The organism is Pseudomonas sp. G166 (genome assembly GCF_037027455.2).
Taxonomy (GTDB): Bacteria; Pseudomonadota; Gammaproteobacteria; order Pseudomonadales; family Pseudomonadaceae; genus Aquipseudomonas.
Map to the genome: position 1 here is coordinate 4,929,824 of NZ_CP146985.1, position 14,685 is coordinate 4,944,508.

The following is a 14,685-nucleotide window of genomic DNA, read 5'->3' on the forward strand; positions in this document are numbered from 1 at the left end:
TGAATGACACACCGCCTTCACGGCCAAGCCCGCTCCTACAATCCATGACCCGATTCGTTTTGTCGCCTGATGGCGTCAAAACGCTGAAGGGTCGATCCGCGCGAAACTGTCCACAGTGACATGCCCTGCCAGTTCCCCCCCTTCCCGTGCTAACCCGCACGTCGCCATGCCTGCATCGCGGGCCGCGTCCAGTTCCTGGACGATGTCGGACAGAAACAGAATCTCCCCCGGCGCGACACCCACCGCCGCGCTGATGCGCTGGTAGGACTGCACGTCCCGCTTGGGGCCCGACGTAGTGTCGAAATAGCCGCTGAACAACGGCGACAGGTCACCGGCCTCGGAGCAACCGAAAATCAGCTTCTGCGCCTGGATCGAGCCGGAGGAATACACGAACAGTTGCAAACCCTCCTGGTGCCACTGCTTGAGCGCCTGCACCGCGTCCGGGTAAACGTGGCCTTTCAATTGTCCAGCCTGGTACCCCTGCTCCCAGACCATGCCCTGCAACGCCTTGAGCGGCGTAGCCTTGCGGTCTTCGGCGATCCAGCCCAACAGGATCTCGATGATGCGCTCGACGTCAGCCCCCGGTTCAGCGCTGTCCTGGCGCACAGCGGCCAGTTGTTCAGCCACGTCGGCACGCGCGGCATTTTGCCGGACGAAATCCGGCAAATGCCTGGCGGCATAGGGAAACAGCACATCGAACACAAAACTCACCGCGCTGGTGGTGCCTTCGATGTCGGTGAGGATGGCTTTGATTGGCACAGGCTCAGTCCTCCAGGCGTGGGAAGCGGCTGGCGATGTCGTCGCCGGTGAACTTCGCGACCCAGCCTTCCGGGTTGTTGAACAGGCGGATGGCCACGAAATGCGGATGCTCGCCCATGTCGAACCAGTGTGGCGTACCGGCGGGCACCGAGATCAGGTCGTTCTTTTCGCACAATACGGCGTAGACGTAATCATCGATGTGCAGGGTAAACAAGCCACGACCGGCGACGAAAAATCGTACTTCGTCTTCGCCATGGCGGTGCTCATCGAGGAACTTGGCCCGCAGCTCGGCTTTTTGCGGGTGATCGCTATTGAGGCTGATGACATCGACCGTGACGTAGCCACGCTCAGTCATCAGGCGGTCGATCTGGGCCCGATAGGCAGCGATGACTTCGTCCTGGCTGGCGCCAGGCTGGATTTTGCTCGCCGCTTCCCAACGGTCGAAACGCACGCCTTTTTCAGCCAGGGTCGAGGCGATGTCTTCGAAATGGGTCAGCACCTTGTTCGGGATATCAGGGCTTGAGACGTGGTAGACGGATAGGCTGCTCATGGCTATGGCTCCAGCAGATTAACGGTTCAGGAGGGTGCGGGTCTTGAGCTCGCACTCGAACAGGAACTCGAACGCTTCGATCTGGCGCAGGGCATCGCTCATGCCCGCCCCCCAGGTGTACAGGCCATGGCCACGAATAAGGTAGCCGACGCAATCGGGATGCGCCTCGAGCCAGGGCTGGACCTTGGCGGCCAGGCGCGCGATGTCCTGGTCGTTGTCGAAAATCGGCACGCGGACCTGGGATTCGTGAGTCGAAATACCACTGAAGGCCTTTTGCAGTTCGTAGTCTTCGAAGTCGATGAAGGCTTCGGCGGTCAGGCGCGACAACACCGTGGCATTCACCGAATGGGTATGCAACACAGCACCGATCTGCGGCCGCCAGCGATACAACTGGGTGTGCAGCAAGGTTTCGGCGGAGGGTTTCTTGCCTGGCTCCAGGCTGTTGCCGTCCAGGTCGGTGGCCAGCACATCGTCGAGCCCCAGTTGCCCCTTGTGCTTGCCGGACACGGTCAGCAGGGCTTGGTCAGGGGCAAGCCGGGTCGAATAGTTGCTGCTGGTAGCCGGGGACCAGCCGCGGCCATACAAAAAACGCCCGGCGTCGATGATTTCCCGGGCGAGCTGTTCACGGGTAAGGCTCATGGCCTGTCCTCTTGCATACGTGTGGCAATGATAACGGCTGCAGCGAAGGCTGCGACGCTGGCGATGCTGAAAGTCCAAGTGGCGCCCAGGGCATTCCAGCTGTAGCCGGAGTACAACGCGCCCAAGGCCCCACCCGTGCCGGCCAGCGCCGCGTACAGCGCCTGGCCCTGGCCTTGCTGGCGTGGGCCGAAGCTACGTTGCACGAAATGAATGGCAGCGGCGTGAAAGCTGCCGAAGGTCGCCGCGTGCAGCACCTGGGCAAACAGCAGCACCCAGAGAAACTCGGCCAGTGACCCCAGCAGCAGCCAGCGCAACGCCGCCAGCAGGAAACTCGCCAGCAGGACTCGGCGCACGGAAAACCGCGCCAGGATCCGGCTCATCAACAGGAAGATCAACACTTCCGCCACTACCCCGACGGCCCAGAGCAGGCCGATCAACCCGCGGCTGTAGCCCAGGTGTTCAAGGTGCAGCGTCAGAAATGTGTAATACGGCCCATGGCTCACCTGCATCAAGCCCACGCAGGTGTAGAACGCCAGCACGCCAGGGTTGCGCAGTTGCCGCAAAAAGCCCTCCCCCGCCACTCGTGGCCCTTGCACCGGCTGGGCGTTGGGCACCCAGAAACTGGCGAACACGATGCCGGCCATGATCAGCACCAAGGCCTGTGGATAAATGTCCAGGCTCAGCCATTCGAACAGTCGCCCCAGCAGCACCACGGTGATGATGAAGCCGATGGAACCCCACAGGCGGATCTGACTGTAGCGCGACGCCTGCCCGCTCAAGTGGGCCAGGGTGATGACTTCGAATTGCGGCAGCACCGCGTGCCAGAAGAACGCGTGCAGCGCCATGACCATCGCCAGCCAGGCATAGCTTTTATCGATGAAAATCAACGAGAAGGTCAGCAACGTACAGATCGCGCCAAAACGCACGATGGCCAGGCGCCGGCCGGTGTAATCCCCCAGCCAGCCCCAGATGTTCGGCGCCACGCAACGCATCAGCATGGGGATCGCCACCAGCTCGCCGATGCGCGCCGCGTTGAACCCCAGGTGGTCGAAATACAATGCCAGGAACGGCGCCGTCGAACCGAGCAGGGCGAAATAGAACAGATAGAAACTGGAGAGCCGCCAGTACGGCAGTGCCGCCATGCTCGTCAGGCCACGGCGGTCGGCAGGCCAACCATCAAAGCTGCCCCAGCACCGGAGTGCTGACCCGAACGTCGGCGTTCTGGCCGCGATGACGCAGCAGGTGATCCATCAGCACGATCGCCATCATCGCCTCGGCGATGGGCGTGGCACGGATGCCAACGCACGGATCGTGACGGCCCTTGGTGATGACGTCCACCGGATTGCCATGGATGTCGATGGAGCGGCCCGGCGTGGTGATGCTGGACGTCGGCTTCAAGGCCAGGTGCGCGACAATCGGCTGGCCCGAGGAAATGCCACCGAGGATGCCGCCGGCGTTATTGCTGAGGAAACCTTGCGGGGTCAGTTCGTCCCGGTGTTCGGTACCACGCTGGGCGACACAGGCGAAGCCGGCGCCGATCTCCACGCCTTTCACGGCGTTGATGCTCATCAGCGCATGGGCCAGTTCAGCGTCGAGGCGGTCGAAGATCGGCTCGCCAAGGCCCGGCATCACACCTTCGGCCACCACGGTGATCTTCGCGCCGACCGAATCCTGGTCCCGGCGCAGTTGGTCCATGTAGGCCTCAAGTTCCGGCACCTTGTCCGGGTCGGGACAGAAGAAAGCGTTCTGCTCTACCGAATCCCAGGTCTTGAACGGGATTTCGATAGGGCCCAACTGGCTCATGTAGCCGCGAATAACGATGCCCTGGCTGGCCAGGTATTTCTTGGCAATCGCCCCGGCCGCCACACGCATGGCGGTTTCCCGGGCCGAACTGCGGCCGCCGCCACGGTAGTCGCGCTCGCCGTACTTGTGATGGTAGGTGTAGTCGGCGTGGGCCGGGCGGAACAAGTCCTTGATGGCCGAGTAGTCCTTGGACTTCTGGTCGGTGTTGCGGATCAACAGCCCGATGGCGCAGCCAGTGGTTCGCCCTTCGAACACACCGGAGAGGATTTCGACTTCATCGGCTTCCTGGCGCTGGGTGGTGTGGCGGCTGGTGCCGGGCTTGCGGCGGTCCAGGTCACGTTGCAGATCGTCCAGGGAAATGTCCAGGCCCGGCGGGCAGCCGTCGACAATGGCGACCAACGCCGGGCCATGGCTTTCGCCCGCGGTGGTAACGGTGAACAGCTTGCCGTAGGTATTGCCGGACATGCAGGGTGCTCCGTGAAATCGCTGAGAGACTCAACCTTGGATTCGTAAAGGCCGCCAGTATACGCAGGGTCCCCGAGTAGTTCATCCTCGAACCTTATCGGTGCCCGCCAGTCCAACCGGCACCTTCGTAACTAATGGCGTGATGATGTTAAGAGTGCTTGCCTTGAGCCTTACCCTGTTCACCGGCCTGCTTCCCGGCTTGGCCCAGGCCACCGTCCTGCAACGTCCCATCAGCCTTGTCACCGACAGTGGTGAACTTTTCGGCTCGTTGTTGCTGCCCAAATCCGACACACCCGTGCCAGTTGTCCTGATCATTTCCGGGTCCGGTCCTACGGATCGCGACGGAAACAACCCCGACGGCGGGCGCAACGACAGCCTCAAGCGCCTGGCCTGGGTGCTGGCCAAACACAACATCGCCAGCGTGCGCTATGACAAACGCGGGGTGGCGGCCAGCCTCGCGGCGACACCGGACGAACGCAACCTCAGCGTCGAAGCCTACGTGGCCGATGCCGTGGCCTGGAGCCGCAAGCTCGCCGCCGACCCGCGGCTGGGTCCATTGGTTATCCTGGGCCACAGCGAAGGCGCATTGATCGCCAGCCTCGCCGCCCCCCAGGCCAACGCTGCGGCGGTGATTTCGCTGTCCGGCAGCGCGCGGCCTATCGACCAGGTCCTGCGTCAACAGTTGAGCAGCCGCCTGCCAGCGCCGCTGATGTTGCGCAGCAACGAACTGCTCGACAGCCTCAAGGCCGGTCGACTCGACGAGAACGTGCCGCCACAACTGCAAGTGATTTTCCGCCCCAGCGTGCAGCCCTACCTGATCTCGCTGTTCCGCCAGGACCCGGCCCAAGCCTTTGCGGCCCTGAAGATGCCAGCCTTGATCATCCAGGGCAGCCATGACATCCAGGTCAGCGTCGACGACGCCAGGCAGTTGAAAGCAGCCAAGCCTGACGCCGAGCTGGCGTTGATCGAGGGCATGAACCATGTGATGCGCATCGTGCCCAACGACGTGAAACGGCAATTGGCCTCCTACAAGGATCCCAACCTGCCCCTGGCGGCCGAGCTCGGCGCACATATCTTGAGTTTTATTGACTCGTTACCCTCGCGTTAAGCGGTTTTAACCCTCCAGTCCTGGCAAAAACGGCCGATAAGTCGGTGTCGGACAGCGCATTGGCTGCCGAGGAGCCGGCCTGGACAGGATTTTGCCGATATGACTGACACTGAAACTTCACCCGACACTGCCGCCGAAACGCCCGCCGCTCCAGCCGCGGAGCTACCTTGGGCAGATGTACAAGCCGAGCACCACAAGATGCTCCGGCTGGCGCCGCTCAAGACCGACCGGGCCACCGGTGTGCGACCGCTGCGGTTTGTCGAGTTCAGCTACGCCGAGCGCCACAGCAAAGAGCGCAGCTTGCTGCGCATGAGCATTCAGTTGCCAGGCCAGCGGGTGCGCAAGGAACAGAATCACCTGGACGTCTGGGCCGATCACGTCGAAAAACGCCTGTTTTTTTCCCCGGACAGCCTGCAAGTCGAACCGATGAACCGTGGCATCGGTCGTTTCCTGGCCGCCCAGGGCATCACCTGGGCCAAGAAGCGCTGGTCGGGATACCGGGTAGACGGCAGCGACCTGAACAACAAGGACGCGCTGAACGAAGACACCCGCCTGCGTCGCGACCACTTCATGAAGGCCCATGGCTTCGAGGTGGTCTACGCCGACGCCCAGCACCTCAAAGGCAGCGTCAAGCCCACCCACGTTGGCGATCTGCTGGGGGACTGGAACACCGAAAAGCTGCAGTTCGTGGAAATCCTCGAAGCCGCGCAGATGCTGCAACAAGCCGAGCAGAACCTGGCGGAACAGGAAGTCAAACTCAAGAAACAGGAAGAAAAGGTCACCAAGTTCAAGCGCGAAGACGCCGGCCTGCGCTTCACCATCACCTGCCTGGTGGCGTTTGCCATGTTCCAGGCGGGATTGCTGATCTGGATTGCGACGCGGCACTAAACTCAACAGCGCAAAATACCCCTGTGGGAGCGAGCTTGCTCGCGATAACGGTGGGTCAGTCAATTTCAATACTGCTGACCCGCCGCCATCGCGAGCAAGCTCGCTCCCACAGGTTGCATGTCCAGGTTAACGGGCACTGAGGCGCGCCCGCCATCAATCGGATCAAACCCGCGAAGCAAACACCCCCTGGTACTGCCGGCACTGCTCGGCACTGAGCATGAACACTCCATGCCCGCCGCGTTCGAAGTCCAGCCAGGCGAAATCGACTTCCGGGTACAGCGCCTCGACGTGAACCTGGCTGTTACCCACCTCGACAATCAACAGGCCCTTCTCGGTCAGATGATCGGCTGCTTCGGCCAGCATCCGGCGGACCAGGTTCAAGCCGTCATCGCCACAGGCCAGGCCCAGCTCCGGCTCATGTTGGTATTCCTGCGGCATGTCGGCGAAATCCTCCGCGTCGACATAGGGCGGGTTCGACACGATCAGGTCGAAACGTTGCCCCGGCAGCCCCTCGAAACCATCGCCCTGCACGGTAAACACGCGCTCATCGACACCGTGACGCTCGATGTTCTGGTTGGCCACCTCCAGCGCTTCGAACGACAGGTCGGCCAGCACCACTTCGGCATGGGGGAATTCAAAGGCACAGGCAATGCCGATGCAGCCGGAACCGGTGCAGAGGTCGAGAATCCGCGCAGGTTCCTGGCCCAGCCAAGGTTCGAAACGCTTTTCGATCAACTCACCAATGGGCGAACGGGGAATAAGCACGCGCTGGTCGACAATGAAGGACATCCCGCAGAACCAGGCTTCACCCAGCAGGTAAGCCGCCGGAATGCGCTCTGCGATACGCCGGCGCAGCAAACGCTGCACGTGTACCAGCTCTTCGTCTTCCAGGCGGCAATCGAGGTAGCTATCGGCAATTTCCCAGGGCAGATGCAACGCGCCCAACACCAGTTGCCGGGCTTCATCCCACGCATTGTCGGTGCCATGGCCAAAAAACAGATCCTCCCCGTGGAAACGGCTGACGGCCCAACGGATATGGTCGCGCAGGGTACGAAGGCGGGAAGTGATCACGGCGGCAAACTCCAGAAAAATCGACGGGCGAGTCTACCAGCCAAACGCGGCAGCGCCCAAACCCTGCTCAAGGACGAAGGAAAAACACCGGCGCAAACGTAGGATTTATCCATTTTTTGCCCCATCCATTGAACAAGACGAGCATCTTGACAAGGCTGTAGGCCAGCAACGACGGCCCTTGTGATGGAAGCGATTCACAGAACCGCTCAGCCAGAGGACAATGTCGCAAAAGCCCCACTCGAAGGAGCCCCAGAATGTCCGTTCCAAAAACGATGTTTCAACTCAGCGGCCGTGGTTACGCGGCGGCCAACCTGAGTCAAGCGACACTGATCATCATCGATGCCCAGAAAGAATACCTCGCCGGCCCCCTGGCCTTGAGTGGCATGGATGCAGCGGTCGCGAACATCAAGCAATTGCTCGGCGCGGCCCGTGCCGCCAACCGTCCGATCGTGCATGTGCGCCACCTGGGCACCCACGGCGGGCTGTTCGATCCGCAGGGCGAACGCGGGGAATTCATTCCGGGCCTCGAGCCCCAGGGCGACGAAACCGTGATCGAAAAGCTGCTGCCCAGCGCGTTCCATGGCACCGAGTTGAAAAAACGCCTGGAAGACCTCGGCCCCCTGGACTTGATCGTCTGCGGGTTCATGAGCCACTCCAGCGTCAGCACCACTGTGCGCGCCGCCAAGAACCTGGGCTTTCGTTGCACCCTGGTGGAAGACGCCTGCGCCACCCGTGACCTGCCATACAAGGGCGGTGTACTCAGCGCCGAGCACGTTCAGCAGACCGAAATGGCGATCATGGCGGACAACTTCGCCACCCTGGCCCTGACCCGCGACTTCACCTGATTCTCCGTGATGAGCGGCCGTTCCCGCCGCTCATCCGCAAAAGCCTCTCATTTGCTGCAATTGCCCTGGTGTCCTGTATCACAAATACTGTTCCTTTTTGACGGCGTCTGTTTTCGTCATGCTGCGTTGCCGCTCCTCGCCATAGCGGGCCATGACTCGTCGTGGCGCCTTGCCTGACGACAACAGCCACTCGTCAAAAAAGGAACGTATTGGCGAAACAGGACACTACTGTCAGGAACAACCCGAACATCTTCCGGTCGAAGGGCCGATACCCATTGAGGAAGGTCGGAATGAAGTTATCCGATGGTTTTGACGCACGTCGCTTACGGCCCAAAGGCCCTAGCAACTGGCGGTTTCGTTTCGGCGCTGCGATCGCCGCGCTCCTGGCCACGCTCGGTGTACTGCTGGCCATGGCCGGTGCCGCCAGCCTGCTGGGGCGCCCGCCCGCACTGGGCGAGTTGAACGCCACCCCGCTGGGTTCGGCAATCATTCTGGCAGTCGGTCTTTTCGTATTGCTGTTGGGCGTCTGGCTCTGGCGCCGCTGCCGCCGCCGCGCTCGCCAATCCCTGGAGCTGGCCATGGCTCCGCATCTGATGAAAAAGCACGACTGACCCGCCATCCGACGTTTTGTCGCGCCTGATCCCCTCGGAGTTGGGTAAACTGGCCGGCCTTCGCGGAGGCTGACATGCAAGACGACGACTTTTCCCTGTTCAAAAGTGCGATCCAGGGCGTAAAACCGATCAAGCACGATCGCGCCGAAACCGGCAAACCCAAGGCTGACCGCGCACAGATCGCCAAGCTGCGTCAGGCCGCCACCGTGCGCACCGACGCCACGACCGTGGATGGCTTGTCCGATCAGTTCGTGATCGACGTCGGCCCGGAAGACGAGTTGATGTGGGCGCGCGACGGGGTGCAGGAAAGCCAGATACGCAAGCTCAAGGTCGGCCAGATTCCCTTCGAAGGCAGCCTCGACCTGCACGGCATGACCGTCGAAAAAGCCCGGGAAACCCTTTGGGCATTCCTGGCCGAAGCTACCAAGTTCGAAATCCGCTGCGTGCGCGTCACCCACGGCAAAGCCCTGCGCCTGGACGGCAAGCGGCCAATGATCAAGAGCCACGTCAACACCTGGCTGCGCCAGCACCCCCAAGTACTGGGCTTCACCTCCTGCCAGGCGAAACACGGCGGCGCCGGCGCGGTGTACGTAATGCTCAAGCGCACCATGATGGAAGGTCGCGACGAGTAGCGTCCCGATTGCCGAGCTTGCAGCGCCGTGTCCGCCACCGTACCCTTGCCCTTTGCGTAAAATCCCACAGGTAGTTTCATGTCTCTGGAACAGAATTACACCGCGATCCTCGGCCAACTCGGCGAGGACGTTTCCCGCGAGGGCCTGCTCGACACGCCCAAGCGCGCTGCCAAGGCCATGCAGTACCTCTGCCGCGGTTATGAACAGACCCTGGAAGAAGTCACCAACGGTGCCTTGTTCAGCTCCGACAACAGCGAAATGGTGCTGGTCAAGGACATCGAGTTGTACTCGCTGTGCGAGCACCACCTGCTGCCATTCATCGGCAAGGCCCATGTGGCCTATATCCCGAGCGGCAAGGTCCTGGGGCTGTCGAAAGTCGCGCGCATCGTCGACATGTATGCCCGTCGCTTGCAGATCCAGGAAAACCTCAGCCGCCAGATCGCCGATGCCGTCCAGCAAGTAACTGGCGCCTTGGGCGTGGCGGTAGTGATCGAGGCCAAGCACATGTGCATGATGATGCGCGGTGTGGAAAAGCAGAATTCCTCGATGATCACTTCGGTGATGCTCGGTGAGTTCCGGGAAAACGCTGCCACCCGCAGCGAATTCCTCAGCCTCATCAAGTAACCCGTCGCATGAAAAAACCGGCATTGATCGCCGGTTTTTTTTCGCCTGTGAAAAATCAGGTAAGCTGCGCGCCCTCTTCTTCCCTGCCGCGAGGCTTATACCGTGATTGTCAAAGCGCTTCGAGTTGGCCTGGGCCAGCTGATTATCTTCATCGACTTCATCACCCGCCCCAGCAAAAAACAGCGTCCGGCCCAAGCCCAGGCGCAGGTTGAACAAGACGCCCGCAGCCTGACGCTGTATCAGTTCCACGCTTGCCCGTTTTGCGTGAAAACCCGCCGCACCCTGCGCCGCCTCAACGTGCCGGTGGCCCTGCGCGATGCGAAAAACAATGAACAGGACCGCCAGACGCTGCTGGAGCAAGGCGGCAAGATCAAAGTACCGTGCCTGCGTATTGAAGAGAATGGCCAGACCTCCTGGATGTATGAGTCCAAGGTGATCATTGATTATCTGGATAAGCGGTTTTCTGCGGTCTGATAATTTTGTGGTGTGTTTGCGGGCCCCTATCGCGAGCAGGCTCGCTCCCACAATGAAACTGTAGGTAACTGGAGAGCCCTGTGGGAGCGAGCCTGCTCGCGATGGGGCCCGCCCAGTCACCGCATGACTCAAGCTGCTTTCACCGCCAGCGCCTCCCGCACCACCCCCGCCAACCGCTTGAGCCCTTCATCCAACCGCGCCGGATCAATGTGGCTGAAATTCAACCGCAAGTGACCCGGATGCTTATCCGGCTCAGGAAAGAACGGCTCCCCCGGCATGAACGCAACGTCAGCAGCCAGCGCGGCGGCGAGCAAGGTGCGGGTGTCCAGCGGTTGCTTGAGGGTCAGCCAGAAAAACAGCCCACCCTGGGGCACGTTCCAGTCCGCGATGTCGGCAAAATGCTTGTGCAGCGCAGCCTGGAAGCGGTCGCGACGATCCCGATAGAAATCCCGCAACTCACTCAAATGATGGCGGTACTGCTCGGTGCCGATCCATTGCAGCGCCTGCCATTGGCCGATGCGATTGGTGTGCAGGTCCGCCGACTGCTTGAGCCGCAGCAGGTGGGGAAACAGATCCGGACTGGCGATCAGATAGCCCACCCGCAGCCCTGGCAACAGGGTTTTCGATACGGTGCCGGTGTAGATCCAACTGGCCTTCTTCAAGCGACTGGCAATCGGCGTGGCGTTGCCGCCGTCGAAGGTCAGCTCGCGGTAAGGTTCGTCCTCGATCAGGGTTACGCCAAACTCGTCCAGTAGCGCCGCCACGGCATCGCGCTTGGCCTCGCTGTAGCGTACCGCCGAGGGGTTCTGGAAGGTGGGAATCAGGTAGATGAACGCCGGCCGATGCCGCTCCAGCCGAGCCCGCAATTGCTTCAGGTCCGGACCGTCGGCTTCCAGGGGCACGGTGATGCAGTCGGCGCCAAACAGCTGGAAAATCTGCAACGCCGCCAAATAGGTGGGCGCTTCCAGCATCACTTCAGTGCCGACGTCGATATGCAGCTTGGCTGCCAGGTCGAGGGTTTGCTGGGAGCCGCTGACCACCAGCACCTGGCTGGCCTCACAGGCCAGACCCAGGGAGCGCGCCTGAGCCGCCAAGGCTTCGCGCAGGGCCGGTTCACCTTCGCTCATGCCGTATTGGCCCATGGACACCGGCATGGCCGCCCATTCCACTTTCGGCAGCATGGCTTCGGCGGGCAGGCCGCCGGCGAACGACATCACTTCTGGGCGCTGCGCCGCCGCGAGGATTTCTCGAATCAAAGAACTTTTGAGGCGCGAGACACGTTCGGAAAAAGCCATGGGGGTCACCTGTAGCGGGTCGCTGGAATAATGAGTCAAACTAGTTGACCGAAATTACTCCGCCCTTCCTGGATACGTCAATATGCTTGACCTTAAAAATCCGACTTCCCAACAAATGGCCATGGAAGCGTTCTTCTTCGGCTACCAGGCGTTTACCGCCAAGGCCGATGAAATGCTCGAACGCCGTGGGTTGAGCCGGGTCCACCAGCGCATCGTTTTTTTTGTCGCCCGCTACCCGTCCCTGAGCGTGAAGGAACTGCTGGCCCTGCTCGGCGTGAGCAAACAGGCGCTGAACATGCCGTTGCGCCAGTTGATGGAAATGCATCTGGTGAACAGCGTCGCGTCTGAGACAGACAAGCGTAAGCGGCTGTTGGAACTGACCGCCGAGGGCGAGCGGTTCGAGCAGGCGTTGCGGCGCGAGCAGGTGAAATTGCTGGAGCGGGTGTTTGCCGAAGCGGGGGAGGAAGCGGTGGATGGGTGGTTGGCGGTGAATCTGGCACTGGGCAAGGCCTAGGCTCAGATTGGCTTTGCCTGGACTGGCGCTATCGCGAGCAAGCTCGCTCCCACAGTTGGAGTGCGGTGAGCACAAAATTTGTGTTTGACGGCGTTCCCCTGTGGGAGCGAGCTTGCTCGCGATGGCGCCCGCATGGGCGATATATCCCTATCGCCAGACATTTCGTCGACAACACAGAAAACATTATTTGCTTTATTTGTATACAAAAGCATAATTCGCTTCGTGCGAGTTCCTGACCAACCAGTCAACAAACATCGCCAGCCTTACCTGCCTCAGAGCCTCGCAACCACCCTCAGGGCGTGCGGGGCTGGAAATAACAATAAGACTCTTGAGGAGTACTCGCTGTGGAAAGCCGCAAACCCGAAGCCCAGACGCTGGACCTTTCGCCACCACTTCGCAGTGGCTGGCTGGAACGCCTCTTCAAACTCAGCTTGCATGGCACCACGGTGAAGACCGAGCTGATTGCCGGCCTGACAACCTTCATTACCATGGCCTACATCATTTTCGTCAACCCCAACATCATGGCCGACGCCGGTATCGATCATGGCGCCGCGTTCGTCGCAACCTGCATTGCCGCCGCCCTGGGTTGCCTGTTGATGGGTCTGTATGCCAACTGGCCGGTGGGCCTGGCACCGGGCATGGGCCTGAACGCCTTCTTCACCTACACCGTGGTCGGCACCATGGGCTACAACTGGGAAACCGCATTAGGTGCGGTGTTTGTTTCCGGCGTGCTGTTCATGATCCTGACCTTGTCCCGGGTGCGGGAGTGGCTGCTCAACAGCATTCCGGTGAGCCTGCGGTTCGCCATGGGCGCGGGGGTCGGATTGTTTCTCGGGCTGATCGGCCTGAAAACCGCCGGTATCATCGTCGACAGTCCGGCGACCTTGATCAAGCTTGGCTCGTTGCGCGAACCCGGTCCGCTGCTGGCTGCGGTGTGCTTCTTGATGATCGCCGTGCTCAGTTACCACCGCGTGTTCGGCGCGATCCTGATCAGCATCATCGCGGTGACCCTGGCCGGTTGGGGACTGGGGTTGGTGCAGTACAACGGCGTCATGTCGACGCCACCCAGCCTGGCACCGACCTGGATGGCCATGGACGTCGCTGGCGTATTCAACGTCAGCATGATCAGCGTGGTGCTGGCCTTCCTGTTCGTGCACATGTTCGACACCGCGGGCACGCTGATGGGCGTCGCCCAACGCGCCGGCCTGGTGAAAGCCGATGGCAAGATCGAAAACCTGTCCCGGGCCTTGAAAGCCGACAGCGCTTCCAGCGTATTCGGCGCCATGGTCGGTGTGCCGCCAGTGACCAGCTACGTGGAAAGCGCCGCTGGTGTGGCCGCGGGTGGGCGCACGGGGCTTACCGCCGTGACGGTCGGTGTGCTATTTATTGCCGCGATGTTCTTCGCGCCACTGGCCGGGATGATCCCGGCCTACGCCACCGCCGGGGCCTTGATCTACGTCGCCATGCTGATGATGGGCGGCATGGCCCACATCGAATGGGATGAACCGACCGACAGTATTCCGGCCATTGTCACGGCCATCATGATGCCCCTGACGTTCTCGGTCGCCGACGGCATCGCCTTGGGTTTCATCACCTATGTGGTGCTCAAGGCCGGCACCGGCAAGCGCAAGGAAATCTCTGTCAGCCTGTGGGTGCTCTGCGCGATCTTCATCGCCAAGTTCATCTTCTTGTAAGCGAGACACGTAACCACCCGCCTCACCCATTGGGTGAGGCTTTTGTCCATCAGGAGCAAAGCAATGAATCTGGAAACCTGGCTGTTGTTCAGCGGTGCCGCCTTGGTGGTGATCCTCATCCCTGGCCCGTTGTCATTGTTGATGATCGGCAACAGCCTGAACTACGGCCTGCGCCGCTCGTACCCGGCGTTCCTGGGCGGGGTGATCGCTTCGATCTGCCTGTTGAGCGCCTCGGCGTTGGGGCTTGGCGCGTTGTTGATGGCGTCGGAACAGCTGTTCAGCGCCCTGAAGATTGTCGGTGCGCTGTACCTGTTCTACCTGGCCTGGCAGAGCTGGCAGCAATCGCGCCAACCTGCCCAGGGCGCCGAAGTGCCCCAGGCTGCTGCCGTTCCACGTTTTCGCGCGCTGTTCGGCCGGGCGTTCGTGCTGGGCGCCAGCAACCCGAAAGACATCCTGTTCTTTGCCGCTTTCCTCCCGCAGTTCCTGAGCGCCGAGCAAGCGTTCCTGCCACAACTGTTGATCATGATCGCCACCTGGACCGTACTCGACCTGCTCTGCAAGCTGGCCTACGGCCTCGGCGCCCATGGCGCTGCTCGGTATTTGCGCACGGGCAAAGGGCAGAGCTGGTTCAACCGGATCAGTGCCGGGTTGTTTGGTGGCGCGGGCGCAGCGTCGTTGCTGTCCACCCACTGAGCCCTGCGTTCTGCGGAATG

The 14,685-nt window shown here is 61.3% G+C and carries 17 protein-coding genes; 10 read left to right on the plus strand and 7 right to left on the minus strand.

Annotation, left to right across the window (positions count from 1 at the left end; translation table 11 throughout):
* Window positions 1–75: 75 nt before the first annotated feature.
* From mtnC to aroC, 5 genes are read right to left on the minus strand one after another with little or no spacing between them, the layout of a single operon-like run.
* Complete coding sequence (mtnC, locus tag SGN16_RS21650; RefSeq protein WP_335945294.1) at window positions 76–759, minus strand: acireductone synthase; 684 nt, start codon at window positions 757–759, stop codon at window positions 76–78.
* 4 nt (window positions 760–763) lie between these two features.
* Window positions 764–1,309, minus strand: a complete 546-nt coding sequence (locus SGN16_RS21655) for an acireductone dioxygenase (protein WP_210639913.1) — start codon at window positions 1,307–1,309, stop codon at window positions 764–766.
* An 18-nt stretch (window positions 1,310–1,327) separates the two neighbouring features.
* Window positions 1,328–1,948 carry a methylthioribulose 1-phosphate dehydratase gene (locus SGN16_RS21660; protein WP_210639914.1) on the minus strand — a complete coding sequence of 207 codons (621 nt, stop codon included), beginning with the start codon at window positions 1,946–1,948 and terminating at the stop codon, window positions 1,328–1,330.
* Window positions 1,945–3,090 (minus strand): MFS transporter, encoded by a 1,146-nt coding sequence (locus tag SGN16_RS21665; RefSeq protein ID WP_210639915.1) that lies wholly within the window; start codon window positions 3,088–3,090, stop codon window positions 1,945–1,947. The genes SGN16_RS21660 and SGN16_RS21665 overlap by 4 nt, the downstream gene beginning before the upstream one ends.
* Before the next feature lie 34 nt (window positions 3,091–3,124).
* A complete protein-coding gene (gene aroC / locus SGN16_RS21670; RefSeq protein ID WP_210639916.1) occupies window positions 3,125–4,216 on the minus strand; it encodes a chorismate synthase in 1,092 nt (363 codons plus the stop codon).
* A gap of 142 nt (window positions 4,217–4,358) precedes the next feature.
* On the opposite strand from aroC, the gene SGN16_RS21675 reads away from it, so the two are divergent.
* Entirely contained in the window at window positions 4,359–5,324 is a 966-nt protein-coding gene (locus SGN16_RS21675; RefSeq protein WP_210645371.1) for an alpha/beta fold hydrolase, read from the plus strand.
* A 99-nt stretch (window positions 5,325–5,423) separates the two neighbouring features.
* Window positions 5,424–6,212 carry a hypothetical protein gene (locus SGN16_RS21680; RefSeq protein WP_210639917.1) on the plus strand — a complete coding sequence of 263 codons (789 nt, stop codon included), beginning with the start codon at window positions 5,424–5,426 and terminating at the stop codon, window positions 6,210–6,212.
* 162 nt (window positions 6,213–6,374) lie between these two features.
* On the opposite strand, the gene prmB is transcribed toward SGN16_RS21680, so the two are convergent.
* A complete protein-coding gene (gene prmB / locus SGN16_RS21685; protein WP_210639918.1) occupies window positions 6,375–7,283 on the minus strand; it encodes a 50S ribosomal protein L3 N(5)-glutamine methyltransferase in 909 nt (302 codons plus the stop codon).
* Between the two features lie 254 nt (window positions 7,284–7,537).
* On the opposite strand from prmB, the gene SGN16_RS21690 reads away from it, so the two are divergent.
* The 5 genes from SGN16_RS21690 (at window position 7,538) to SGN16_RS21710 (ending at window position 10,469) form a co-directional block, all read left to right on the plus strand.
* Complete coding sequence (locus tag SGN16_RS21690; RefSeq protein WP_210639919.1) at window positions 7,538–8,128, plus strand: cysteine hydrolase family protein; 591 nt, start codon at window positions 7,538–7,540, stop codon at window positions 8,126–8,128.
* Between the two features lie 290 nt (window positions 8,129–8,418).
* A complete protein-coding gene (locus SGN16_RS21695) occupies window positions 8,419–8,739 on the plus strand; it encodes a hypothetical protein (RefSeq protein ID WP_053124023.1) in 321 nt (106 codons plus the stop codon).
* Window positions 8,740–8,813: 74 nt separating this feature from the next.
* Window positions 8,814–9,371 (plus strand): Smr/MutS family protein, encoded by a 558-nt coding sequence (locus SGN16_RS21700; RefSeq protein WP_335945295.1) that lies wholly within the window; start codon window positions 8,814–8,816, stop codon window positions 9,369–9,371.
* Window positions 9,372–9,449: 78 nt separating this feature from the next.
* On the plus strand, window positions 9,450–9,995 hold the full coding sequence (folE, locus tag SGN16_RS21705) for a GTP cyclohydrolase I FolE (protein WP_003204506.1): 546 nt from the start codon (window positions 9,450–9,452) through the stop codon (window positions 9,993–9,995).
* 102 nt (window positions 9,996–10,097) lie between these two features.
* On the plus strand, window positions 10,098–10,469 hold the full coding sequence (locus SGN16_RS21710) for a glutathione S-transferase N-terminal domain-containing protein (protein ID WP_335945296.1): 372 nt from the start codon (window positions 10,098–10,100) through the stop codon (window positions 10,467–10,469).
* 128 nt (window positions 10,470–10,597) lie between these two features.
* Here the strand turns inward: SGN16_RS21710 and SGN16_RS21715 are convergent, their stop codons facing one another.
* Entirely contained in the window at window positions 10,598–11,764 is a 1,167-nt protein-coding gene (locus tag SGN16_RS21715; protein WP_335945297.1) for a PLP-dependent aminotransferase family protein, read from the minus strand.
* A gap of 82 nt (window positions 11,765–11,846) precedes the next feature.
* Here SGN16_RS21715 and SGN16_RS21720 point away from each other — a divergent pair, with 82 nt between their 5' ends.
* The 3 genes from SGN16_RS21720 to SGN16_RS21730 all read left to right on the plus strand — a co-directional run bounded on the left by SGN16_RS21720 (window position 11,847) and on the right by SGN16_RS21730 (window position 14,665).
* Complete coding sequence (locus SGN16_RS21720; RefSeq protein ID WP_335945298.1) at window positions 11,847–12,278, plus strand: MarR family transcriptional regulator; 432 nt, start codon at window positions 11,847–11,849, stop codon at window positions 12,276–12,278.
* A 344-nt stretch (window positions 12,279–12,622) separates the two neighbouring features.
* Entirely contained in the window at window positions 12,623–13,972 is a 1,350-nt protein-coding gene (locus tag SGN16_RS21725) for an NCS2 family permease (protein ID WP_210639922.1), read from the plus strand.
* A gap of 63 nt (window positions 13,973–14,035) precedes the next feature.
* Window positions 14,036–14,665 carry a LysE family translocator gene (locus SGN16_RS21730; RefSeq protein WP_210639924.1) on the plus strand — a complete coding sequence of 210 codons (630 nt, stop codon included), beginning with the start codon at window positions 14,036–14,038 and terminating at the stop codon, window positions 14,663–14,665.
* The last annotated feature ends 20 nt before the right edge of the window (window positions 14,666–14,685 follow it).

What these genes read in the sequence shown, in the direction of transcription:
- SGN16_RS21655 (WP_210639913.1), bottom strand. Translation starts at nt 1,309, where the DNA reads ATGAGCAGCCTATCCGTCTACCACGTCTCAAGCCCTGATATCCCGAAC.
- SGN16_RS21660 (WP_210639914.1), bottom strand. Translation starts at nt 1,948, where the DNA reads ATGAGCCTTACCCGTGAACAGCTCGCCCGGGAAATCATCGACGCCGGG.
- SGN16_RS21665 (WP_210639915.1), bottom strand. Translation starts at nt 3,090, where the DNA reads ATGGCGGCACTGCCGTACTGGCGGCTCTCCAGTTTCTATCTGTTCTAT.
- aroC (WP_210639916.1), bottom strand. Translation starts at nt 4,216, where the DNA reads ATGTCCGGCAATACCTACGGCAAGCTGTTCACCGTTACCACCGCGGGC.
- SGN16_RS21675 (WP_210645371.1), top strand. Translation starts at nt 4,359, where the DNA reads ATGATGTTAAGAGTGCTTGCCTTGAGCCTTACCCTGTTCACCGGCCTG.
- SGN16_RS21680 (WP_210639917.1), top strand. Translation starts at nt 5,424, where the DNA reads ATGACTGACACTGAAACTTCACCCGACACTGCCGCCGAAACGCCCGCC.
- SGN16_RS21690 (WP_210639919.1), top strand. Translation starts at nt 7,538, where the DNA reads ATGTCCGTTCCAAAAACGATGTTTCAACTCAGCGGCCGTGGTTACGCG.
- SGN16_RS21695 (WP_053124023.1), top strand. Translation starts at nt 8,419, where the DNA reads ATGAAGTTATCCGATGGTTTTGACGCACGTCGCTTACGGCCCAAAGGC.
- SGN16_RS21700 (WP_335945295.1), top strand. Translation starts at nt 8,814, where the DNA reads ATGCAAGACGACGACTTTTCCCTGTTCAAAAGTGCGATCCAGGGCGTA.
- folE (WP_003204506.1), top strand. Translation starts at nt 9,450, where the DNA reads ATGTCTCTGGAACAGAATTACACCGCGATCCTCGGCCAACTCGGCGAG.
- SGN16_RS21715 (WP_335945297.1), bottom strand. Translation starts at nt 11,764, where the DNA reads ATGGCTTTTTCCGAACGTGTCTCGCGCCTCAAAAGTTCTTTGATTCGA.
- SGN16_RS21720 (WP_335945298.1), top strand. Translation starts at nt 11,847, where the DNA reads ATGCTTGACCTTAAAAATCCGACTTCCCAACAAATGGCCATGGAAGCG.
- SGN16_RS21730 (WP_210639924.1), top strand. Translation starts at nt 14,036, where the DNA reads ATGAATCTGGAAACCTGGCTGTTGTTCAGCGGTGCCGCCTTGGTGGTG.